Below are 22,786 nucleotides of genomic sequence, written 5' to 3' on the forward strand. Positions count from 1 at the left end.
AGTTCCTCATCGAGCCCTGGACGTTGTCGTTCATGCGGGACGCGTTCTTCGCCAGCGCCGTCGCGGCGGCCGTGTGCGCCCTGATCAGTTGTTGGATCGTGCTGATCGGCTGGTCTCTGATGGGCGATGCGGTGTCGCATGCGGTGCTACCCGGGGTCGTGTTGTCCTACATCGTCGGGGTGCCGTTCGCGATCGGTGCGGTGATCTTCGGGTTCCTGGCCGTCGCACTGATCGGCACCATCCGCGACACCAGTCGGGTCAAGGAGGACGCGGCGATCGGCATCGTGTTCACCACCTTGTTCGCCCTCGGCCTCGTGCTGGTCTCGGCCACCCCCAGCCAGACCGACCTCGGACACATCCTGTTCGGCAACGTGCTGGGCGTCAGCGGGTCCGCGCTGTGGCAGCTGGTGATCCTCGGCGCCGTGGTCACCGCGGTGCTGGTGGCCAAACGCCGCGACCTGACCCTGTTCGCCTTCGACCCGGTGCACGCGCATGCCATCGGGTTGTCGCGCCGGTGGCTGGGCGCCCTGCTCCTGGGGCTGCTGGCGTTGACCTGCGTCGTCGCCCTACAGATCGTCGGCGTCATCCTGGTCGTGGCGATGTTGATCATCCCCGGCGCCGCCGCGCATCTGTTGACCGACAAGTTCGGACACATGCTGCTGCTGGCCCCCGCGCTGGCCGTCGGGGCCACCGTGATGGGCGTCTACGTCAGCTACGGCGCCGACGTCTCGCCCGGCGGCATGGTGGTGGTCACCCAGGGTGTGATGTTCACCGCGATCTACCTCTTCGCACCCCGCAACGGCCTCGTGACCAGCTGGTACGGCCGACGCCGAACGGCAATCGCGACGGTCTGATCGGCTCGTTACCTGGGATCCACCGGTCGTGATCGTTACACTTGCCGATGGTGACAACGCAGAACTCCGCTGACGACGGCCGCAATGCCCCCGGTCCCGAGCTCCGCGCGCAGCTGCCCACGGTGTCGCCGCTGACCGAGATCACCCGGTTCGGCGCGGCGACGGCACATGCCGCGGCGGGAGTCGGGCGTTTCGTGTTCCACAGTGCACAGGGCCTGCTGCACGGCAAAACACCGACTGCCGCCCTCGTCGCTCATGAGATCCGAACCATCTTCGAACATCTCGGCCCCACCTACGTGAAGCTCGGCCAGCTCATCGCGTCCAGCCCGGGTGTGTTCACCGAGACCCTCGCTACCGAGTTCGAGTCACTGCTCGATCGGGTGCCGCCGGCCGACCCGGCTGCCATCCGCGAGCTGTTCATCGCCGAACTCGGCCGACCTCCCGAAGAGGTGTTCGCCGCTTTCGACGTTCACCCGATCGCGTCGGCGTCGATCGCCCAGGTCCACACCGCCACCCTGCACTCCGGTGAGGAAGTGGTGGTCAAGATCCAGCGACCGGGGATCACCGAACGCCTCGCCCCCGACATTGCACTGCTCGAACGGTTCGCGGGGCTCGCCGAGATCTCCGAATACGGCCGCATGCTCAGCGCCCGGCACGTCGTCGAGGACTTCGCCGACGGCCTCGACGACGAACTCGACTTCCGCAACGAGGCGACCACGATGCGCGAATGGTACGAGTGCCTGCGCGAGGGGCCGTTCGGCGCTCGGGTACGGGTGCCGCAGGTGTACGACGAATTCACCACCTCCCGGGTGCTCACGATGGAACGCATCTACGCCATCCGGATCGACGACGCCGACGCCGTGCGCGCCGCCGGCCACGACGGGGTGGCGTTGTGCCGCAACCTGCTGCTCTCGTTGCTGGAGTCGGCCTTTCACGGCGGCCTGTTCCACGGCGATCTGCACGCCGGCAATGTGCTCGTCGACGCCGAAGGCACGTTGGTGTTGTTGGACTTCGGCATCGTCGGGCGCTTCTCCAAGCGCACCCGGCGCATCCTGCGGCAGCTCGTCGTCGACCTGATCGTGCGGGGTGACTACGAGGCCGCAGGTCGCGCCATCTTCCTGCTCGGCGCCGTCCACAAGCCAGGCTCGACTGCGCAGGGGGCCGAAGACATCAAGAAAGTCGCCATGCCGCTGGGCGCCACCGACCTGGCGTCGATGTCCTACACCGACCTGGGTCGGCAGCTGGCCGCGGTCGCCAAGGCCCACGACGCCCGGCTGCCCCGGGAGCTGGTCTTGGTGGGCAAGCAGCTGCTCTACGTCGAGAAGTACATGAAGCTCCTGGCCCCGCGGTGGAAGGCAATGGCCGACAAAGAAATCTACGGATACATGGCGGGGATCATGAAGGAGGCCGAGCGGGACCGGCGCGACGATCGGGCCGCATCCGGCTGACCTCCGACAGTTGTCGACCACGCGCCGATAGGGTGGGACGTTGAGTCCTGCCGTGTGGCGGGCCGTGTGGTTTCTGGGCGTGGAGCCTGTGAGTTCTGGGAGTGGAGAATGAGACGACTTTGGCTGGCGCTGCCGGCGTTCCTCGGCGCCGCCTGTATTGCCGCCGCCATCGCCATACCGTTGTTCCTGGTGCCCCAGCTGCGGGTGGTGCCCCTCGACCTCGACATCACCTCGGAGGCGACCACCGTGTCCGAGGACGGCTCGACGGGTGATCGTTTTCCGGCGCGGGTCTTCGACCGCTGCTCGGTGAACGAACGCCGCGCGCAGGTCGACGACGCTCATCTCAGTCAGCAGCGCCGGTCGGTGATCGTCGACCCGTCCGACCGCCGCCAGGCGACCCTGCAGTCCGCACAGACCGTGCAGATCGACCGCCTTCGCGATGCCGACGGCGAGGAGACCGAACCCACGATGGCGGCGGCGGACGCAGCCCGCGAGTGCAACGACGGGCTGCTCACCGCGAACATCGACCGGGTGTCGGTGAACCGCAAGAGCTCGGTGCCCAACGGGACGGTCAGCTCGCTGCAGCTCGAGGCCGCACCCGAGGGCGTCAACCCGCAGGACGTGTCCGTGGAGCTGCCCGACCGGCAGGGCTTCCAGTACAAGTTCGGGTTCGATGTGCAGAAGCGTTCCTACCTCTACTACGACACCAACACCCGCCAGGACATCCCGGTCGAGTTCGTCGGGGAGAAGACCATCGACGGCGTCACCGTCTACGAGTTCAGCGGCGAGGTCCCCGAAACCGACGTGTCGAGCCTGCCGAACGCCCAGGGACAGGCCGCGTTGGGCACCATCCTGACCATGCCGGCCAGCTGGTGGGGGATCTCCGGCCGGGGCGTCGAACCCCGCGACCAGGTCACCATGCACCGGTATGCGACGGCCACCCGCACCGTGTGGGTGGAGCCCGAGACCGGCACCATCGTCGACGGGATGGAAGACCAGCACCAGTACTTCCGCTCACCCGATCAGAGCGACGACACCCCGGCACCGATCCGCGACTTCCAGATGGATGTGTTGAAAGCCCGGTTCAAGTGGACCGATGAGACCGTCTCCAACCAGGCCGCCCGCGCCGACGACTACATGGGCCAGCTGCGGCTCGGCAACTTCTGGCTGCCGCTGATCCTCGCCGTCGTCGGTGTGGTGCTGCTGGGCGTGTGGGCGCTGATGTGGTGGCGGGGACGCCGCCGCGGCGACGACGACACCACCCCGCCCGCCGACGATCCGGCGACGACCTCGTGGCTGGGTGAGACACGCGGTGAGCATTCGCCGATCGCGCCCACCGATGACGCGGCCGGTGGTGGTGGTGTCGCGGGAGCCGCTGGTGTCGCCGGTGCTGCGGGTGCCGGAGCTGCCGATACGCGCGCCGGCGGGGCACACGCTGCCGACCCGTGGGATCAGCCGACGGAGCAGATCCCGCGCGTGGAGAGCGCGCCCGAGTCGGAGGCGACCGCCGAGCCGTCGACCACCGAACCCCCGGCCGGCGATGACTCGGCCACCGGGTGGCTCACACCGCCGTCTGCCGACGAGACCCAGCGGTACCGGCGCCCACCGGCGGAGTAGGCCGCCGGCAACCACCCCGATTCGCCGACATCACCTTGCATCGGATGCAAGGTGATGTTGGCGAATCGGGGTGTCTACGTCGAGCTCGATGTGGGTGGAGCCGATCGGGCCTTCGGTGCGTCCAATGGGTATGGCTGAATTGTTCTGCATCGACCACGCGATGAGCCGCCACGAGCTGCACGCGCGCGGCCACACCGACCACGAGATTCACCTGGCGCAACGAGCGGGCCACCTCGAATCTCTCGCTCGCGGCCTGCTGATCTCGCCGCAATTCCTCGACGGGACCCGCGAGCAACGTCATCGCGAGATCGCGGTGGCCCGCCTGCGGACATCGCGCACTTCTGGCCGCGCGCTGGCCTCGGTGTCGGCCGCTGCTGTGCTCGGCCTCCCGATCTGGGGCCTGCCCACCCAGCGGGTGGTGATGGTCGACCCGTCGCGATCACCCGGTTCACGTTCGACCGGTGTTGTCCGCCTGATGACCGACACCCGGCCGGCAGCGACCACCACGGTCGACGGGGTTCTCGTGACCTCTGCGGCTCGCACCGTGATCGATGCTGCGCGGGGTTCGAGTCGCATCCCTGCGATCGCCGTCGGCGATGCCGCGCTGCACGTCGGCCTCTGCACCATGACCGAACTCGAGAACGAACTGGACCTCATCGCGAAGATGACCGGAGCGACGCGGGCGCGCCTGGTGGTATCACAGTTGAATGCGTTGTCGGAATCGGTGCTGGAGTCTCGACAGCCGCATCGAGTTGACCGACCGCGGGCTCCCAATGCCCGAACTGCAGGTCGACCTGTACGACTCCTGTGGACGATGGATCGCCCGGGTCGATTTCTACTGGCGCGAGCAGCGGGCCGTCGGGGAAGCAGATGGCGAGTCGAAGTACGCCGGCGAGAGTGGTGTCGCGGTCCTCCGCAAGGAGAAGGGGCGTTCGGACGCCATCGTCGAAGCCGACAACCGCGCGATCCACTGGGGGTGGTCCGACGTCGACGACGCCGATGGCCTCGCCGAGCGCGTCCGCCGACTGCTTGCGCGACCGGCCGCGTAACCCCCTCGACACGGACACCCCTCGACACAGACACCCCGAAACGACGAAACCACCTTGGTATCGAACCAAGGTGGTTTCGGCGAACAGAGGTGGCTGCGCTAGCCGTTCAGATCAGCGCCCTGCCGATCAGAAGAACGCCGGCGCGAAGGTCGTGTTCCACGACTGCTTGAAGTCGTTCTGCCAGTAGTCCCACCAGTGCACACCGTCCGGGGTGATGTGGGTGGTGAGCTTGACGCCGGGCACCACGGCGAGGCGACCGATGTAGAGCTGGCTGCTCGTGGAGGCGGCGACCTCGAGCGGGACCATCTGCGCGAACTTGACCGGGTCGAAGTCGGCGCTGGACGGGTTCACCGAGGTGTCGTACTTGCTGCCGACACCGGTGCCCGACGACACGTAGACGTGGTGACCGGCAAGGTTGTTGGCCGACAGGAACGGGTCGTTGGCCGCCCACTGACCGGCGGGCCACACGCCCCACATGTTGACCGGATTGCCGCCCATCTCAATGACCGACGCCTGAATGCCCTGGTTGAAGCCCGGCATGGTGACCGTCGGGTAGCCGCTGTAGGAGGCGACCGCCTGGTAGAAGCCCGGGTGACGCGACGCGAGGTTCAGCGCCGAGGTACCCGACATCGACAGCCCTGCCACACCGTTACGACGGTTGTCGCTGTTGTGCTTGCGCGCCATGTAGGCCGGCAGCTCGCGGGTCAGGAAGGTCTCCCACTTGTTGACGCCCAGCTTGGGATCGGCGCGCTCCCAGTCGGTGTAGAAGCTGCCCCCGCCACCGAACGGGATGGCCACGTTGGCGCCCTTGCCGTTCATGTAGCGCGCGACGTCAGTCTCGATGAGCCAGCCGCTGTTGTTGTTCGGGGCACGCAGGCCGTCGAGCAAATACAGCGTGGGCTTCGGTCCGCCGCCGCCGGCCGAGACGATGCACACCGGCACGCTGCGATGCATCGCTTTCGAGTAGACGGATTCCACGGTGCATCCGTTGGCCGCGTGGGCTGCGGGCGCGGCGACCGCTGCGGCGCCCGTGGCGGCAACAAGTGCCACGAGTCCGGCGACCAGGCGCTTACGGGCGCGAGTCAGCATTCACAAGTCCTTATCGATCTTGACCTCGAGTCGGGCCAGGTCATTCTCAGGGCGTTCTCACGGGATTCTATGGCGCAAGGGGCCGACGCATACCCGTCGGGAGCGAGTGTAACGGCTCGATAACACTCCGGCAAAGCCAGGAACGCGACGCCTCGGACCTGCGGGGATGCCCCGGCACGCGGCCTCACGCGGACGACCTGGGCAAACATCGCAGCGCGCTCGAGACCCGCTCCGCCTGTTCACGAAACCGTCGTTCCGCGTCACCGGGCCGTTATCGGTTTGCTCGATGAACGGTGACACTCAGGTATCGATACGTACGCTGAGCACGATGGAGCTCCGCGAGTACCTGCGCCACGACGCCACCTCTCTGGCCGGCTTCGTCGCCGCGGGCGAGGTCACCGCCGCCGAACTGCTGTCGCTGGCGCGACGTCGCGCCGACGACGTCAACCCTGCGCTCAACGCGATCGTGGCGCGCATGGACGACGCCGCCGACGCCCGGGCCGCCGACCCCACGCTGTCCGGGCCGTTCGCCGGGGTGCCGTTCCTCATCAAGGATCTCGCGCAGGAGTATCGCGGCTACCCGACGTCGTTCGGGTCAAGATCGCTGTTACGCCACATCGCCACCGAGCACTCCGCGGTCGTGCGCCGGTTCCTCGACGCCGGGCTGGTGATCTTCGGCAAGACCAACACCCCCGAATTCGGCGCCAAGGGCGTCACCGAACCCGAGTTGTGGGGACCGGCACGCAACCCGTGGCACACCGACCACACGCCCGGCGGGTCGTCGGGCGGATCGGGCGCCGCGGTGGCCGCCGGGATCGTGCCGGCCGCCGGCGCCAACGACGGGGGCGGCTCGATCCGGATACCAGCCGCCTGCAACGGCCTCGTCGGGCTCAAACCGACCCGAGGGCTCGCGCCCTTCGGCCCGGTCACCGGCGAACCCAAGTTCGGGATGGCGGTGCAGGGCGTGGTGTCGCGCACCGTACGCGATGCCGCCGCACTCTATGACGCGATCGTCGGCGCCACCGACGGTTCGGTGTACCCCACCCCGGTCCCGCCGACCCCGTTCGCCACCGTCATCGGCTCCCCGCCGGCACCGCTGCGCATCGGCTACTCGACGGTGTCGGCGATCAACCCACACCCGCACCCCGAGGCGATCGCCGCGGTCGAGCACGCCGCGACGGTCCTCACCGAACTCGGCCACCACGTGGAGGAGGTGACGCCACCGCAGGACGATGCTGCGCTGGCCCGCGACTTCCTGACCATCTGGTTCGCATCCCTGGCCACCGATGTCGAGGCCACGCGCACCCTCACCGGCGCCACCGACCGCGACTTCGAGGCCGACACCCTCGCGCTCGCCGAACTCGGACGGTCGGCCGGGGTGGTGGCCGCGATGGCGGCCCTCGACGAAGTCAACAAGCACGTGCTGGCACTGGCGCAGTTCCACCGGACACACGATCTGTTCCTCACCCCGACGCTGGCCACCCCGCCGTTGCGGGTGGGCGCCACCACCACGCCTCCGCTGCTGCAGGCCGCGTCCCGGGTGATCGCGAAGGTGCATGCCGGAAAATTGCTGGCCCGCACCGGCATTCTCGACGAACTCATCGAGCAGAGCCTCGGCTGGGTGCCCTACACCCAACTCGCCAACCTCACCGGACGCCCGGCCATCAGCGTGCCGCTGCACTGGACCGCCGACGGGCTGCCGCTGGGGGTGCAGTTCGTCGGGCGGCTGGGCGCCGACGACACGCTGCTCGCGTTGGCAGCTCAACTCGAACAGGCGTCCCCCTGGGCGCATCGGTACGCCGACATCTCGGTCTGAGCGAGGCGACCCCGGCGGTCGGAGCGCGAGGGCTAAGGTCGATCGAGACGAGGGGAAGAGGAGGGCGTGTGAGCGAGCAGCAGGCCGACGCGGTGGTGGTCGGATCAGGGTTGGCCGGGCTGGTCGCCACCTATGAACTCACCCGCGCCGGACGCAAGGTCGTCGTCGTCGATCAGGAGAATCGCAACAATCTCGGCGGTCAGGCGTTCTGGTCGTTGGGCGGTTTGTTCCTGGTCGACACCCCGGAGCAGCGACGCCTCGGCATCAAGGACTCCGCCGAACTGGCACTGCACGATTGGATGGGGTCGGCCGGGTTCGACCGCGACGACGAGGACTTCTGGCCTCGCCAGTGGGCCCGCGCCTACGTCGACTTCGCATCCACCGAGAAGCGCCAGTATCTGCACGATCTCGGTCTGCGCATCACCCCGATCGTCGGCTGGGCCGAACGTGGCGGCGGATTCGCCGACGGGCACGGCAACTCGGTCCCCCGCTTCCATCTCACCTGGGGCACCGGCCCCGAGGTGGTACGCGTCTTTGCCGAGCCTGTGTTGGAGGCGGAGAAACGCGGATTGGTGGAGTTCCGTTTCCGCCACCGCGTCGACGAGCTCACCGTCGACGACGGGGCCGCCGTCGGCGTGCGCGGTTCGGTCCTGGCGCCCACCGACCTCGATCGCGGGGTGGCATCGCCGCGCCACGTGACCGGCGACTTCGAGATCCGCGCGGGCGCGGTCATCGTCACGACCGGCGGCATCGGCCACAACCACGAACTGATCCGCCAGAACTGGCCGACCGAACGGCTGGGGACCGCACCGGAGACGATGATCTCCGGCGTGCCGGCCTACGTGGACGGCCGCATGCTCGGCATCGCCGAGGATGCCGGTGCCAGCCTGGTCAACCGGGATCGTATGTGGCACTACACCGAAGGCATCCACAACTGGGATCCGATCTGGCCCGATCACGCGATCCGCATCATCCCGGGCCCGTCGTCGCTGTGGCTCGACGCCAACGGAAATCGACTGGCACCGCCAAATTTCCCCGGCTTCGACACCAATTCGACGATGAAGGCAATCCTCGCCACCGGCCACGACTACTCGTGGTTCATCCTCACCCAGAGCATCATCGAGAAAGAGTTCGCGCTGTCGGGCTCGGAGCAGAACCCCGACATCACCAGCAAGGACCTCAAGTTCGCCGCCAAGAGCCGGCTCGCGAAGGGTGCGCCGGGCCCGGTGGCCGCCTTCACCGAGCACGGGGTCGACTTCGTGGTGCGCGACAATCTCCCCGACCTGGTGGCCGGGATGAACGCGATCACCCGGGGACCCGAACTCGACCTGCAGCATCTCGAGCGGGTCATCTCCGCCCGCGACGCGCAGATCGACAACAAGTTCGGCAAGGACGCCCAGTTGATGGCGATCACCAACGCCCGACAGTACTTGGGCGACAAGCTGGTCCGCGTGGCCAAACCCCACCGACTTCTCGATCCCGCACACGGCCCGCTGATCGCCGTCCGGCTCAACATCCTGACCCGAAAAACGTTGGGCGGATTGGAGACCAACCTGGATTCGCAGGTCATGCGGCCCGATGGCACCGCTTTCGACGGGCTGTTCGCCGCCGGTGAGGTCGCCGGATTCGGCGGTGGCGGCGTGCACGGCTACAACGCCCTGGAGGGCACCTTCCTGGGCGGCTGCATCTTCTCCGGACGTGCCGCCGGGCGGGCGGTCGCGCGCGGCTGACCCTCCGATGCGCCCGGTCGCGGTGGGCTACAGTGTGTCCCGTGCCGATCCCCCAGACGATCCTGACGCGGAAGACCACCTCGGCGCTGTTTCTGGTCCTCACCATCGACGACGGCGGCGAAGACGCGGTCCGGGAGGTGCTGGGTGACCTACCCACGCTGACGCGGGCGGTCTCCTCGCGCGCGCCCGAGGCGGCGCTGGCCGCGATCGCGTCGATCGGTTCGGCCGCCTGGGACCGGCTGTTCGACGGGCCGCGCCCGCGCTCGCTGCGGCCGTTCGTCGTCTACCAGGGCGAGGTACACACGGCCCCGGCCACGCCGGCCGATCTGCTCGTGCACATCAAGGCCGACCGGATGGACCTGTGTTTCGAGGTCGGCCGCCTGGTGACCGACGCGCTCGGCGACGCCGTCACCGTGGTCGACGAGGTACACGGCTTCCGCTACTTCGACCTGCGCGACATCATCGGCTTCGTCGACGGCACCGAGAACCCGGTCGGACAGGCCGCGATCGACGCGATCACCGTCGGCGACGAGGACCCGGCGTTCGCCGGTGGCAGCTACGTGGCCATCCAGCGCTACGTCACCGACCTCGAGGCGTGGAACGCGCTGAGTGTTCCCGAGCAGGAAGACGCGATCGGCCGCACCAAGTTCGACAACGTCGAGATGGACGACGACGTGAAACCGACGAACTCGCACATCGCGCTGAACGTGGTCACCGGCGCCGACGGCGAGGAAATCGACGTCGTTCGCGACAACATGCCCTACGGCGACGCCTCCGGCTCCGGGGAACGCGGCACCTTCTACATCGCCTACTCCGCGGGTCCCGACGTGACCGAAGAGATGCTGCGCAAGATGTTCGTCGGTGATCCGCCCGGCAACTACGACCGGCTCCTCGACTTCACCACCGCGGTGACCGGTGCGCAGTTCTTCACCCCGACCATCGATTTTCTCGAGGACCTGCCGGACCCGCCGACTGCGCCCGCCGACGAGGTCGACGGCGACACCGCTACCTCCCCTGATGATCGAGTATCCACGAGCGAGCGCAGCGAGCCCGATCCACCCACCGACGGCTCCCTCGGCATCGGCTCTCTGCACTGATTCATCCGATCACAATCCGGCCACCCACTCTCCTAGGAGGCAGCATGAACAACCTGCATCGCGAACTCGCACCCATCTCCGAGGCCGCGTGGGCCGAGATCGAGGAGGAGGCCACCCGCTCGTTCAAACGCAACAGCGCCGCGCGGCGCCTCGTCGACGTCAACGGCCCGCTTGGCCTGGACATCGCCTCGGTCACCCTGGGGCATCGCAGCAAGATCGATCCGCCGGCCGATGGCATCGTCGCCCATCAGCGGCAGGCTCAGCCGCTGGTGGAGTTGAAGGTGCCATTCACCGTCAGCCGCGAGGCCATCGACGACGTCGACCGGGGAGCTCAGGATTCCGATTGGGACCCGGTGCGCGATGCCGCGGCCGAGTTGGCCAGGGCCGAGGACCGGGCGATCTTCGAGGGGTACCCGGCCGGCGGAATCACTGGCATCCGGCCGGCTGCGTCGGCAACCCCGATTCCCCTGCCGGCCGACGTGCGCGACTACGCCGAGGCGCTGTCGCAGGCCACGACCGCATTGCGGCTCGCCTCGGTAGAGGGCCCGTACTCGCTGGCGCTGTCCAAGGACGTGTACACGCTGGTCAACGAGACCTCCAACCACGGTGTCCCCATCCGCGACCATCTACAGCGACTGCTCGTCGGTGGCGGCGACATCGTGTGGGCGCCCGCCATTTCCGGCGCGTTCCTGCTCAGCACCCGGGGCGGTGACTTCGAGATGAGCATCGGTCAGGACGTGTCCATCGGCTACGACCACCACGACGCCGACACCGTGACCCTGTACTTCCAGGAGTCCTTCACCTATCTCACCTACACCCCGGAAGCGGTCGTCCCGTTCACCTACGCGGAGTGACCGGTGGTCCGCACTTGATCACATCGCGCCCTTAATCACATCGCGCACCGTCGGAGTGAATTGCTAGCGTCTACCAAGTGATTGCGCGATGCTGAGCCGCCTCATCCGGACATATCTCACAAACTACCGCGGGTACCTGACAGCTGTGGTCGCCCTTCAGTTCGTCGCCACCGCGGCGATGCTGTATCTGCCCACGCTCAACGCCGACATCATCGACAAGGGCGTGGCCGAGGGCGACACCGACTACATCCTGCGTATCGGCGGGTGGATGCTGGTGGTCAGTGTGGTGCAGGTGATCTGCACGATCGCCGCCCAGTACTTCGGCGCGCGCACCGCGCTCGGCGTCGGCCGCGACATTCGCCACGACCTCCTTCATCGGGTCAACACCTTCTCCGCGCGGGAGGTGGGCCGGTTCGGTGCACCGTCGCTGATCACCCGCACCACAAACGACGTGCAACAGGTGCAGCTGCTGGTGGTGATGAGCACCGCGATCCTGGTGATGGCACCCATCATGTGCATCGGCGGCATCGCGATGGGCATCCGCGTGGCGCCGGGACTCTCGTGGCTGCTCGCGATCGCCGTCCCCATCCTCGGCCTCACCATGGCCTTGATCATCGCGCGGATGATCCCCGGCTTCCGGGCCATGCAGGAACGGATCGACGCCGTCAACCGGGTGCTGCGCGAGCAGATCACCGGTATCCGGGTGGTGCGGGCATTCGTCCGGGAACGCCACGAGATCGATCGTTTCGGGCGCGCCAACGATCATCTGGCCGACGCCACTTTGCGGGTCGGTCGGCTGATGGCGCTGATGTTCCCGCTGGTCATGCTGATCACCAACGTCACCATCGTCGCGGTCATCTGGTTCGGTGGGCATGCGGTGTCCGACGGGTCGGTGGAGATCGGCGCACTGACGGCGATGATGAGCTACGCCATGCAGATCATGATGTCGGTGATGATGGCGTCGTTCCTGGCGATGATGGCGCCGCGCGCCACCGTCTGCGCCGAGCGGATCTGGGAGGTGCTCGACACCGACACCTCGGTGGTCTCCCCCACCGACCCGGTCGGATTCGCCACCGAGCCGTCCACCGTCGAGTTCCGCGGCGCAGAGTTCCGTTACCCCGGCGCCGACGACCCGGTGCTGCGCGACATCGGCTTCCGAGTCGAGAAGGGCACCACCACCGCGATCGTCGGTTCCACCGGGTCGGGCAAGACCACGGTGCTCGGCCTGATCCCACGACTCATCGACGTCACCGCGGGCGCGGTCCTCGTCGGCGGCACCGACGTGCGACGCCTCGACCCCGATCAGCTGCGCTCGGCCATCGGCCTGGTCCCCCAACGCCCGTACCTGTTCTCCGGCACCATCGCCTCCAACATCCGGCACGGCAAACCCGACGCCACCGATGAGGAGATCTGGGAGGCACTGCGGATCGCGCAGGCCGACGATTTCGTGGCGCGCATGCCCGACGGCCTCGACACCACCGTCGCCCAGGGCGGCACGACCGTCTCCGGCGGCCAGCGCCAACGGCTGGCCATCGCGCGGGCATTGATTCGACGCCCTTCGGTGTTCCTGTTCGACGACTCGTTCTCCGCACTCGATCTGTCCACCGATGCCCGGTTGCGTGCCGCACTGCGCCCGGCCACCCGGGACGCCGCGGTGATCGTGGTGGCCCAACGCATCTCGACCATCGTCGACGCCGATCAGATCGTGGTGCTCAACCGCGGTCGGATCGTCGGGCTCGGACGCCACGACGATCTCGTGGAGAATTGCGAGACCTACGCCGAGATCGTCGAATCCCAGCTCGCCATCCAGGACGCGTCATGACCCGGCCCGGCGGTGCGGGGCGACCGGGCGGCGGCGCGGTCGGTCCTCCGATGATGGCCGGCCCGGCCGAAAAGGCACGCTCGTTCGGTCCCTCCATCAAACGACTCATCCGCCTGCTGCTCGCCTACCGGGCGTTCACGGTGACCGTGTTGGCCTCCATCGTCATCTCGGTGATCCTGTCTGCGGTCGCGCCACGCGTCCTCGGCCACGCCACCGACCTGGTGTTCGACGGTGTCATCGGCACGACCCTGCCCGACGGACTCACCAAAGAGCAGGCCGTCGCCGGTCTGCGCGAACAAGGCCAGAACACCTTCGCCGACATGGTGTCGTCGATGGACGTCACGCCCGGTGTGGGCGTCGACTTCACCGCGGTGGGTCAGGTCCTGCTGATCGTGCTGGTGCTCTACGTGTTGTCGTCGGCGCTGGCGTGGCTGGCGGCCTACCTGCTGAACATCGTCGTGGTGGGCACCATCCGACGCCTGCGCGCCGATGTGGAGCAGAAGGTCCACCGGTTGCCCTTGAGCTACTACGACAAGGCCGCGCGCGGTGACCTGCTCAGCCGTGTCACCAACGACCTCGACAACCTGTCGCAGAGCCTGCAGCAGACCATCGCGCAGTTCCTGAACTCGGTGCTGATGGTGATCGCGCTGTTGGCGATGATGATCTGGATCTCGCCGCTGCTGGCGCTTATCGCGGTGCTCACCGTTCCATTGGCCTTCATCGCGACCGCGCAGATCGCGAAACGATCCAAACCGCATTTCATGGCCCAGTGGTCGTCGACCGGCAAGCTCAACGCCCAGGTCGAGGAGGCGTTCACCGGCCACGAACTGGTCAAGGCCTTTGGACGCCAATCCGAGATCGAGTCGACCTTCGACGAGCGCAACCAGAAGCTCTTCGAGTCGAGTTGGCGCGCCCAGTTCATCTCCGGGATCATCATGCCGACCATCATGTTCCTGGGGAACCTGAACTATGTGGCGGTCGCCGTGGTGGGCGGACTGCGGGTGGCGTCGGGTTCGCTGAGCCTCGGCGAGGTGCAGGCCTTCATCCAGTACTCGCGCCAGTTCACCCAGCCACTCACCCAGATCGGGTCGATGTTCAACCTGATGCAGAGCGGGGTGGCGTCGGCCGAGCGCATCTTCGACGTCCTCGACGCCGACGAGGAGACCCCGGACCCCGTCGATGCCCAGACGCCAGTCGACGGGCACGGCCTGATCGAGTTCGACGACGTCTCGTTCCGGTATGTCGCCGACCGGCCACTCATCGAGAACCTCTCGCTGGTGGCGCAGCCCGGACACATGGTGGCCATCGTGGGGCCCACCGGCGCGGGGAAGACGACGCTGGTGAACCTCATCATGCGCTTCTACGACGTCGACTCCGGAGCCATCGAGGTCGACGGCGTCGACTCTCGCCGGATGACCCGCGACGACCTACGGGAACGCACCGGCATGGTGTTGCAGGACTCGTGGCTGTTCGGCGGCACCATCTACGAGAACATCGCCTACGGCGATCCCACCGCGAGCCGTGCGGAGGTCATCGAGGCAGCCGAACTCAGCCACGTCGATCACTTCGTCCGCACCCTGCCCGACGGCTACGAGACCGTCCTCGACGAAGAGGGCGGTGGCGTCAGCGCAGGTGAGCGACAGTTGATCACCATCGCCCGCGCCTTCCTGGCCAAGCCGACGATCCTCATCCTCGACGAGGCGACCAGTTCGGTGGACACCCGCACCGAATTGCTGATCCAGCAGGCGATGGCCAACCTTCGCACCGATCGCACGAGTTTCGTCATCGCGCACCGACTCTCCACCGTGCGCGACGCCGACGTGATCGTGGTGATGGAAGACGGCCACATCGTGGAGCAGGGCAGCCACGACGAACTGCTCGCCGCTCGCGGCGCCTACTGCCGGCTCTACAACAGTCAGTTCGCCGGTCCGCTCGAGGACGAGGTCCTCGAGGATGACTCCGTTGTCCGATAGGCGGTCGAGCCGCGGGGCCCGCCGACGCAGGGGTCGACGATGCGCCTGCTGACACCGCAGCATCCGGCGCGCCTGGTCGCCATCGGATTCGCCCTCGCGGTGGCGGTGGGCACCGTGTTGCTGATGTTGCCGATCGCCACCGAGAGCGGCGACTCGGCCCCACCGGTCACCGCGCTGTTCACCGCGACCTCGGCCGTGTGCGTGACCGGGCTCGTCGTGGTCGACACCGGCTCGTACTGGTCGACCTTCGGCGAACTGGTCATCCTCGCGCTCATCCAGATCGGCGGTCTGGGCATCATGACCCTCGCGTCGCTGCTCGGATTGCTCGTGGCCCGCCGGATGGGCTTGCGTATGCAGCTCGTGGCGCAGGCGGAGACCAAATCCCTGCGCCTCGGCGAGAGCAAACGGGTCGTCGTCGGCGTCATCGTGCTGAGCCTGATCGTGGAGGCGATCATCGCCGCGGTGCTCACCGGCCGGTTCTACACCGGATACGACGAGAGTTTCGGACGCGCCCTGTATCTCGGGATCTTCCACTCGATCTCGGCGTACAACAACGCCGGGTTCTCGTTGTACCCCGACAGTCTGGTCCCCTTCGCCACCGATCTGTGGATCATCGCGCCCATCGTCGTCGGGTTCGTCCTCGGCGGGCTCGGGTTTCCTGTCATGTTCGAGGCCGGCCGACACCTACTGCACTGGCTGCGCCGTGCCGAAGAGCGCATCACCGGATGGTCGCTGCACACCAAGATCACAGTGTGGACCTACGCCGGCCTCGCGCTGCTGGGGGCGGTGTCCATCACGGCCATCGAATGGTCCAATGCCGCCACGCTCGGGCCGCTGGACGGTGTGGGCAAGCTGGTGACCGGCGTGTTCGCCGGGCTGTCGCCGCGTACCGCAGGTTTCAACTCGATCGACGTGAGCGCGATGCATCCGTCGTCCCTGTTGATCACCGACATGCTGATGTTCATCGGCGGCGGCAGCGCCGGCACCGCCGGCGGCATCAAGGTCACCACCTTCGCACTGCTGGCCTTCGTGGTGATCGCCGAAGTGCGCGGTGAACCGAGCGTGCACGTGGTGGGTCGCAAACTCGCACCGGCGGTGCAGCGCCAGGCCATCACGGTGGTGCTACTCGGCGCCGGCGCGGTGATCGTCGGCACTCTGGCGATCATGCTGATGACCGAATATCGGTTGGAAGTCGTGATGTTCGAGGTGGTCTCCGCGTTCGCGACGGTCGGCCTGTCCACCGGCATCACCGCCGACCTGCCCGCCGGCGCACAGGTGCTGCTCGTAGTGTTGATGTTCATCGGCCGGCTCGGACCGATCACACTCGCCACCGCACTCGCCCTGCGTGAACGCACCCGCCGGTACGAGTACCCAGAGGAAAGGCCGATCGTTGGCTAACAGCAAGACTCGACACGGAACCCGCGTGGCCGTCATCGGCCTCGGACGGTTCGGCACATCGCTGGCGCGCGAACTGGTCAAGCAGGGTTCCGAAGTACTCGGCATCGACGCAGACCCGCGCAATGTCCAACGGTGCGCCGACGATCTGACGCACACGGCGGTCGCCGACACCACCGACCGCGAGGCCCTCGATCAGCTCGGTGTACCCGAGTTCCGACTCGCTGTGGTCGGCATCGGCTCCGACCTGGAGTCCAGCATCCTGACCACATCGCTGTTGGCCGACTTCCGAATTCCGCGGATCTGGGCGAAGGCCACCAGCCGCCAGCACGGGCGCATCCTCGAACGGGTCGGCGCCCACCATGTGGTGCTGCCCGAACACGACATGGGCGAGCGCGTCGCACATCTGGTGACCGGCCGGATGCTGGACTTCATCCAGTTCGACGAGGATTTCGCGATGGTCAAGACACTCGCGCCGTCGGCGATCACCGGAAAGACGTTGTCGGCGAGCCGATTGCGCACCAAATTCGACATCACCGTGGTCGCCATCAAACGTCCCGGCGCCGAATTCACCTATGCGACCGAGGACAGTGCGGTTTCGGCGGGTGACATGCTGGTGGTGGCCGGGCGCACCGCCGAAGTGGAGAGGTTCGCCGATCTGGCGTGACCCGACGATTCAGTCCGAGTGGCCGTGCCCCGGTTCCAACGCGCCGGCGATCCGCCGTTCGAGTTGCTGCGCTGCGGCCGGCGGCACCACGATCAGACCCTCGAGTTCGTCGCGCGCCTTGCGATAGGCGGCCTGACGCTCGGCCGCGGTCGCCCCGTTGTCGGCGGCCACCGCCACCAGCCGCCGGGCCCGTTCCAGCCGCTCTCGTTCGAACGGGGTGAAGTCGGACTGTCGGCGGCGGTGCGCCTCCCGCTCGGCGGCGTCGAAGGCGGTCGCGTAGTCGCTCACGGCATCGCGGTACTCCGCGAAGGCGGCGGGTTCGAGCAGTTCATCGGGATCGGCCGGCCGCAGATCATCGGCACGCACCTTGGCGCGGTGAAACGCCAGGGTCAACGGTTCGCGCAGATCGGTCATCATCGGGTACTCGATGAGTGTGGCGAGGTCGAGTTCGTAACCGAACCAGCGCTCGTTCACGTCGTCGTGCCGGGCGAGGACCTTGGCCATGGCGGCTGCGCTCGTCTGCGTGATCCGCAGTTCCTCGGCCCGCGACGACGCCTTGATTCGCTCGAGCTCGATCTTGTCGCGGCGGCGCTTCTCGTTATATGCGGCAATTCGGGCGGCCCAGCCCCCGACGACACCGCCGATCGGGAAGATCAGCCACCAGAAATCGCCGATGGAGCCCATGAAGCCACCCACGGTTCAATGCTACCGACCGCCCGTGACCCGCGATCCGTAGTACGAACCGGCGAAATCCGCCCGGTTCGTACTACAGATCCGGGATCGGCAGATCCAGGTTCGGGGTGACGATGCCACCGTCGACCTCGATGATTTTGCCGGTCAGATACGACCCGGCCGGCGAGGCGAGGAACAGCGCGGCGGCTGCCACGTCCTCCGGCTCGCCGAGCCGGTGCAGCGGCGTGGCCGACTCTATCTGGGTGCGCATGTTCTCGTCGTCGGCGACCACATCGAGGGCCGACGTCAGGATCGCACCCGGCGCTATACCGTTGACCCGGATCTTCGGGTTGAGATCCATCGCGATGAGTCGGGTGTATTGGGCCAGTGCACCTTTGGCCGTCCCGTAGGCCGCGTAGGCACGGCCGGGGGCCCGCCCCACTGTCGAGGTGATGTTGATGACCGCGCCGCCGTCGGCGTTGTCGAGCATATGTGGGACCGCCGCCAGGATCAGCGCGTGTGCGTTGGTGACGTTGAAGTCGAAGGCCTGCGTCAGATGTCGGGGCTTGGTGTCCAGCAGCGGCCGCGGCATGGCGCCGCCGACGTTGTTGACCACGATGTCGAGCCGGCCGAACTCGTCGACCGCGGTGTTCGCGAGGCCCGCGGCGGTGTCCGTGTCGGACAGGTCGGCCGCGACCACCAGGGCGCGCCGGCCGACCTCGCGGATGCGGGCGGCCACCTTGTCGAGTTCGACTTCGCTGCGTGCCGAGATCACCACGTCGGCACCTGCCTCGGCGAAGGCGACCGCGATCGCGGCCCCCAGGCCACGCCCGGCGCCCGTCACGACCGCCACCTTGTCTTCGATACGGAATCTGTCGAGGATCACGCCCTCGAGGATGCCATCGCAGACGTAGAATTGGAACACGTTCTACCTATGATCTCGAATCGCGCCCAGCGTGATCATCTCGTGACACGCATTCTCTGGCACACTGGGCAACGCCGACGTGATGCATTGCTGCCAGCTGGTTGCGACTCTCGTAGGGCGCTCTTCTTCGGACGTGAAGTCCGTGGCGCCGGCTTACACAGAAAGCACCGAGGCACACACCCATGCCGGACACCAACGGCTCTACTCTTCCCCGCAACAGCATCGTCAGTTCCTACACAGAGCTGGTTGCCGAAGTGCGGCAATCCGGCCTCCTCGACCGGCAACGCGGGTTCTACGTGCGGACGATCGTACTATTGGTCGCGGCGTTCGCCGGTACCTGGGGAGCCGTGATCGCGATTGGCGACTCGTGGTGGCAGCTGGCGCCGGCGGCCCTTCTGGCTGTTGTCAGTACTCAATTCGGATTCCTGGGCCATGACGGCGCGCACAGACAGATATTCTCCTCGGCGAGCGCCAACGAATGGACTGCCCGAATAGTCGCCGGGGCCTTTGCCGGCTTGTCATTGCACTGGTGGCGCGCCAAACACAATCGTCATCACAAGGCCCCCAACAAGATCGGGGTCGATCCGGATATCGAACCGGGCCCGCTGGCATTCGTTCCCGCGGACGCGACGGGCCGATCCGGGTTCTACCAATGGTTTACCCACCGACAAGGATGGTTGTTCTTCCCATTGGTGACGCTCGAGGGCGTCGCCCTGCACGTTCACAGCATCCGCGGGCTGCTCGGCGGAGCTCCGGTCGCGCACCGGTCGGTGGAACTCGGTTTGATCACGACCCGATTGGCAATCGGTACCGTGGCGCCGTTTCTCGTGATGTCGCCGATTATCGCCATCGTCTTCACCATCACTCATCTCGCCGCGTTCGGAGTCCTCCTCGGCTGCTCCTTCGCTCCCAATCACAAGGGGATGCCGCTGGTTCCGCGGGACGTGCAGGTGGATTTCCTCCGTCGGCAGGTCCTGATGTCGCGCAACATCCGCGGAGGGCGATTGACCGACTTCATGATGGGCGGCCTCAACTACCAAATCGAGCACCACTTGTTCCCCAGCATGCCCAGGCCGCACCTGGCGAAAGTCCAGCCTCTCGTGCGTGCGCACTGCGCTCGTCACGGCGTCACCTACACTGAGACGACACTGATCGAGTCATATGGGATCGTCATCCGCTACCTCAACCAGGCAGGACTCGGCGAACGGGATCCGTTCACGTGCCCGCTTGTCAACATGTACCGATGATCGCACGGCCGACGTCGTCACAAACGACAACCATCCCATCCGCAGGTCTGCCACTCGAGATCACACCTGACCGCACCCACCTTCTGAACGGATTGACATGAGCGACAACGCCAACCTCTTCTCGCACGCTGCTGAGACCACCGACGCCCCCGACGCCACGTCGACAGCGACCACCGACCTCGTGTTCTCCGCAACAGATCACCCTCACACAACCGGCGAGTGCGTCGGTGAGTAGTCGGGCGACACCTCCTACTCTCGGTCCGACGCGCCTGCACCTCGGGTGGGACCTCAGCGCTCCCGTCGGCGGAGCGTGGCTGCCCTATACCGCGCAGATCTCCGATGAGCTTGCCGGTCTGCAAACATCGGGGTACGAGCGACTCGGCAAGATCTCGTCGATCCGCGTCAATTGGCGAAGCCTGGCACACTACCCGGGTCTCGATGCGGAAAGCGCTCCCGATGAGTTGCCGCTGATGTCTGTCTGCGGCGAACGCGCATCGGTGACTCTGCTGGTCATCCCGGCGCGGACCTCGTCGACCCTCGCCGCGGCATTGCTACGGCAGGCCGGGGCCGCACGGGATGAGCTCATCTCGGAGCACACCGCCAAGTATCGGGAAGCGCGCCAGATCCTGTCCCGTGCCGCGGCGCAGTGTCGAGATGGCGCCGCGACACCTCGCTGAGGTGAACCGCGCATCAGCCGGTGCTCGCCGGACACAACAAACGCCGCCCGAATTTATCGGGCGGCGTCGGTGTGGCGTGTGCTACTCGTCAGAGTGCGGTCACCGAAGTGGCCTGCGGGCCCTTGGGGCCCTGCTCGACCTCGAACTCGACACGCTGCTGCTCCTCGAGGCTGCGGAATCCGCCGCTCTGGATGGCCGAGTAGTGAACGAAGACGTCACCATCGGTGCTGTTGTCGGGAGCGATGAAGCCGAAGCCCTTTTCGCTGTTGAACCACTTGACGGTTCCTTGTGCCATGATGCGGGTACTTCTCTCTTTATGCAGTCGGGCGCCAGTCGGCACCCGAAGTACAATTGTCGCACATCAACCACCGACTCCCAGAATCGGTGGACGCAGCTTCTCGTAGCGCGCCGAGTGGCTCAGTAAGCCTGCCCCGGGTGCACCACTGCAAGCAGATCCTCCCCGGACCGATACCGCCGGAGGTTCTCGGCCATCCACGGCGCCATTGCGCGTGTCAGCCCTGAAGCCGGATTTGCGACATGCGGAGTGATGATGACGTTGGGCAGCGACCACAGTGCGTCGTCGGCCGCCGGGGGTTCGGGATCGGTGACGTCGAGCGCCGCACCGGCGATCTCGCCGGTGCGTAACGCTTCGATCAGGGCTACCTGATCCACCAGCGGTCCGCGCGCCACGTTGACGATCCACGCATGGGAGGGCAATGCGGCCAACGACTGCGCATCGATCAGGTGATGGGTCGCAGCGGTGGCGGGCGCGGCGAGGACGACGTGATCGGTCTGCGCCCACACCTCGTCGGTGCGATCGGACGCCACGGTCAGCGCGGCGCCCTCGACCGGCCGGCCGGAGCGGTTGACGGCGATGGAGCGAGCCCCGCACGCCGACAGTCGCGGGATCAGCGACGCGGCGATCCCGCCCGCCCCAATGATCGCCACCGTGGACCCGTGCAGGGACCGGACCGAGGTGTCGATGCGTTCTTTGTCCCAGTGCCGGAGTACCGCCGTATTGATCTGGCGCAGCCCGGCCAACAGCAGGCCCAGCGCATGCTCGGCAACGTTGTCGGCGTAGAAGCCCGAGGCGTTGGTCCACACCCGCCGATCGTCGATGACGCCGGCAGCGACGTACTCCTCGATCCCCGCGGTCTTGAGCGCGACCCACTCGATGTCGTCGTCGAGCTCGGGAAAGTCGGCGACCGCGCCGATCCACACCAGCACCCGGGCATCGCCGAGATCCACGACGCGGCCGCCGGCCGATTCCACGGCGGCCACCAAATGTTCGTCACGGACCGGTTCGACGGCGACCGGAATCGCGGCGGCGTCGGTCTTTGCGGGGCTCACTTGCGCGCCTCGACGATCCCGCGGGCGGCGGAGGTGGCCAGTTCGTCGGCGATCTCGTTGTAGTGGTCCCCCGAGTGTCCCTTCACCCATTTCCACGTCACCTCGTGACGCTTCTCCTCCTCGATGAGGCGGCGCCACAGCTCGGCGTTCTTCACCGGCTTCTTGTCGGAGGTCTTCCACCCGTTGCGCTGCCAGCCGGCCACCCATTTGGTGATGCCGTTACGCACATAATTCGAGTCCGTGTAGATGATGACCGTGGAGGGCCGGGTCAGCGCCGCGAGCCCCTCGATGGCGCCGGTCAGCTCCATCTTGTTGTTGGTGGTGGCCGGATCGGCCCCGGACAGTCGCTTCTCGCGTCCGCGGTGACGCAGGATCGCCCCCCATCCACCAGGGCCAGGATTACCCAGGCATGCACCGTCGGTGGAGATCTCGACCACGTCGTGTGGCTCGGTCGTCTCCGAGGGGAGAAGATCGGTGGACGGTTCGTCGGGGGTGGGTTCGAAC

The 22,786-nt window shown here is 67.0% G+C and carries 21 protein-coding genes; 15 read left to right on the forward strand and 6 right to left on the reverse strand.

The window, feature by feature from the left end; translation table 11 throughout:
- Nucleotides 1-32 precede the first annotated feature (32 nt).
- The 4 genes from L1892_RS07290 (at nucleotide 33) to L1892_RS07305 (ending at nucleotide 4,968) form a co-directional block, all read left to right on the forward strand.
- The gene (locus tag L1892_RS07290; RefSeq protein ID WP_372474983.1) at nucleotides 33-854 is read left to right on the forward strand and encodes a metal ABC transporter permease; all 822 of its coding nucleotides are present in this window, start codon (nucleotides 33-35) and stop codon (nucleotides 852-854) included.
- Between the two features lie 47 nt (nucleotides 855-901).
- Complete coding sequence (locus L1892_RS07295) at nucleotides 902-2,302, forward strand: ABC1 kinase family protein (protein WP_235722911.1); 1,401 nt, start codon at nucleotides 902-904, stop codon at nucleotides 2,300-2,302.
- Nucleotides 2,303-2,410: 108 nt separating this feature from the next.
- On the forward strand, nucleotides 2,411-3,919 hold the full coding sequence (pgfA, locus tag L1892_RS07300) for a cell envelope lipid trafficking protein PgfA (protein ID WP_235722912.1): 1,509 nt from the start codon (nucleotides 2,411-2,413) through the stop codon (nucleotides 3,917-3,919).
- A gap of 773 nt (nucleotides 3,920-4,692) precedes the next feature.
- A complete protein-coding gene (locus L1892_RS07305) occupies nucleotides 4,693-4,968 on the forward strand; it encodes a hypothetical protein (RefSeq protein ID WP_235722913.1) in 276 nt (91 codons plus the stop codon).
- 126 nt (nucleotides 4,969-5,094) lie between these two features.
- On the opposite strand, the gene L1892_RS07310 is transcribed toward L1892_RS07305, so the two are convergent.
- Nucleotides 5,095-6,057 carry an alpha/beta hydrolase gene (locus L1892_RS07310; protein ID WP_235722914.1) on the reverse strand — a complete coding sequence of 321 codons (963 nt, stop codon included), beginning with the start codon at nucleotides 6,055-6,057 and terminating at the stop codon, nucleotides 5,095-5,097.
- A 328-nt stretch (nucleotides 6,058-6,385) separates the two neighbouring features.
- Between L1892_RS07310 and L1892_RS07315 the strand changes: the two genes are divergently transcribed.
- From L1892_RS07315 to L1892_RS07350, 8 genes are all read left to right on the forward strand, one after another.
- Nucleotides 6,386-7,873: an amidase gene (locus L1892_RS07315; RefSeq protein WP_235722915.1), complete on the forward strand. Its 1,488-nt coding sequence runs from the start codon at nucleotides 6,386-6,388 to the stop codon at nucleotides 7,871-7,873.
- 68 nt (nucleotides 7,874-7,941) lie between these two features.
- Nucleotides 7,942-9,603, forward strand: a complete 1,662-nt coding sequence (locus L1892_RS07320) for an FAD-binding dehydrogenase (RefSeq protein ID WP_235722916.1) — start codon at nucleotides 7,942-7,944, stop codon at nucleotides 9,601-9,603.
- 41 nt (nucleotides 9,604-9,644) lie between these two features.
- The gene (locus tag L1892_RS07325; protein ID WP_235722917.1) at nucleotides 9,645-10,700 is read left to right on the forward strand and encodes a Dyp-type peroxidase; all 1,056 of its coding nucleotides are present in this window, start codon (nucleotides 9,645-9,647) and stop codon (nucleotides 10,698-10,700) included.
- Between the two features lie 44 nt (nucleotides 10,701-10,744).
- Nucleotides 10,745-11,554, forward strand: a complete 810-nt coding sequence (locus L1892_RS07330) for a family 1 encapsulin nanocompartment shell protein (protein ID WP_235722918.1) — start codon at nucleotides 10,745-10,747, stop codon at nucleotides 11,552-11,554.
- 88 nt (nucleotides 11,555-11,642) lie between these two features.
- Nucleotides 11,643-13,376 (forward strand): ABC transporter ATP-binding protein, encoded by a 1,734-nt coding sequence (locus L1892_RS07335; RefSeq protein WP_235722919.1) that lies wholly within the window; start codon nucleotides 11,643-11,645, stop codon nucleotides 13,374-13,376.
- The gene (locus L1892_RS07340; RefSeq protein ID WP_272492740.1) at nucleotides 13,373-15,349 is read left to right on the forward strand and encodes an ABC transporter ATP-binding protein; all 1,977 of its coding nucleotides are present in this window, start codon (nucleotides 13,373-13,375) and stop codon (nucleotides 15,347-15,349) included. The genes L1892_RS07335 and L1892_RS07340 overlap by 4 nt, the downstream gene beginning before the upstream one ends.
- Nucleotides 15,350-15,388: 39 nt before the next feature.
- Nucleotides 15,389-16,747 carry a TrkH family potassium uptake protein gene (locus tag L1892_RS07345; RefSeq protein WP_235722920.1) on the forward strand — a complete coding sequence of 453 codons (1,359 nt, stop codon included), beginning with the start codon at nucleotides 15,389-15,391 and terminating at the stop codon, nucleotides 16,745-16,747.
- A 25-nt stretch (nucleotides 16,748-16,772) separates the two neighbouring features.
- A complete protein-coding gene (locus L1892_RS07350) occupies nucleotides 16,773-17,411 on the forward strand; it encodes a potassium channel family protein (protein ID WP_235722921.1) in 639 nt (212 codons plus the stop codon).
- A gap of 9 nt (nucleotides 17,412-17,420) precedes the next feature.
- Here L1892_RS07350 and L1892_RS07355 read toward each other — a convergent pair whose 3' ends face one another.
- Complete coding sequence (locus L1892_RS07355; protein ID WP_235723044.1) at nucleotides 17,421-18,095, reverse strand: hypothetical protein; 675 nt, start codon at nucleotides 18,093-18,095, stop codon at nucleotides 17,421-17,423.
- Nucleotides 18,096-18,177: 82 nt separating this feature from the next.
- On the reverse strand, nucleotides 18,178-18,969 hold the full coding sequence (locus L1892_RS07360) for an SDR family oxidoreductase (protein WP_235723045.1): 792 nt from the start codon (nucleotides 18,967-18,969) through the stop codon (nucleotides 18,178-18,180).
- A gap of 221 nt (nucleotides 18,970-19,190) precedes the next feature.
- On the opposite strand from L1892_RS07360, the gene L1892_RS07365 reads away from it, so the two are divergent.
- The 3 genes from L1892_RS07365 (at nucleotide 19,191) to L1892_RS07375 (ending at nucleotide 20,932) form a co-directional block, all read left to right on the forward strand.
- The gene (locus L1892_RS07365; protein ID WP_235722922.1) at nucleotides 19,191-20,255 is read left to right on the forward strand and encodes a fatty acid desaturase family protein; all 1,065 of its coding nucleotides are present in this window, start codon (nucleotides 19,191-19,193) and stop codon (nucleotides 20,253-20,255) included.
- Nucleotides 20,256-20,352: 97 nt separating this feature from the next.
- Nucleotides 20,353-20,490: a hypothetical protein gene (locus L1892_RS07370; protein ID WP_235722923.1), complete on the forward strand. Its 138-nt coding sequence runs from the start codon at nucleotides 20,353-20,355 to the stop codon at nucleotides 20,488-20,490.
- Entirely contained in the window at nucleotides 20,483-20,932 is a 450-nt protein-coding gene (locus tag L1892_RS07375; RefSeq protein WP_235722924.1) for a DUF5994 family protein, read from the forward strand. The genes L1892_RS07370 and L1892_RS07375 overlap by 8 nt, the downstream gene beginning before the upstream one ends.
- Nucleotides 20,933-21,020: 88 nt before the next feature.
- On the opposite strand, the gene L1892_RS07380 is transcribed toward L1892_RS07375, so the two are convergent.
- The 3 genes from L1892_RS07380 to rnhA form a co-directional block, all read right to left on the reverse strand.
- Nucleotides 21,021-21,227: a cold-shock protein gene (locus L1892_RS07380; RefSeq protein ID WP_235722925.1), complete on the reverse strand. Its 207-nt coding sequence runs from the start codon at nucleotides 21,225-21,227 to the stop codon at nucleotides 21,021-21,023.
- A gap of 122 nt (nucleotides 21,228-21,349) precedes the next feature.
- Nucleotides 21,350-22,282: an NAD(P)-dependent oxidoreductase gene (locus L1892_RS07385; protein ID WP_235722926.1), complete on the reverse strand. Its 933-nt coding sequence runs from the start codon at nucleotides 22,280-22,282 to the stop codon at nucleotides 21,350-21,352.
- Nucleotides 22,279-22,719, reverse strand: coding sequence for a ribonuclease HI (gene rnhA / locus L1892_RS07390; protein ID WP_235723046.1), 441 nt, complete (start codon nucleotides 22,717-22,719; stop codon nucleotides 22,279-22,281). The genes L1892_RS07385 and rnhA overlap by 4 nt, the downstream gene beginning before the upstream one ends.
- Nucleotides 22,720-22,786: the final 67 nt, after the last annotated feature.

Source organism: Gordonia tangerina, from assembly GCF_021556435.1.
GTDB classification, from domain to species: Bacteria; Actinomycetota; Actinomycetes; order Mycobacteriales; family Mycobacteriaceae; genus Gordonia; species Gordonia tangerina.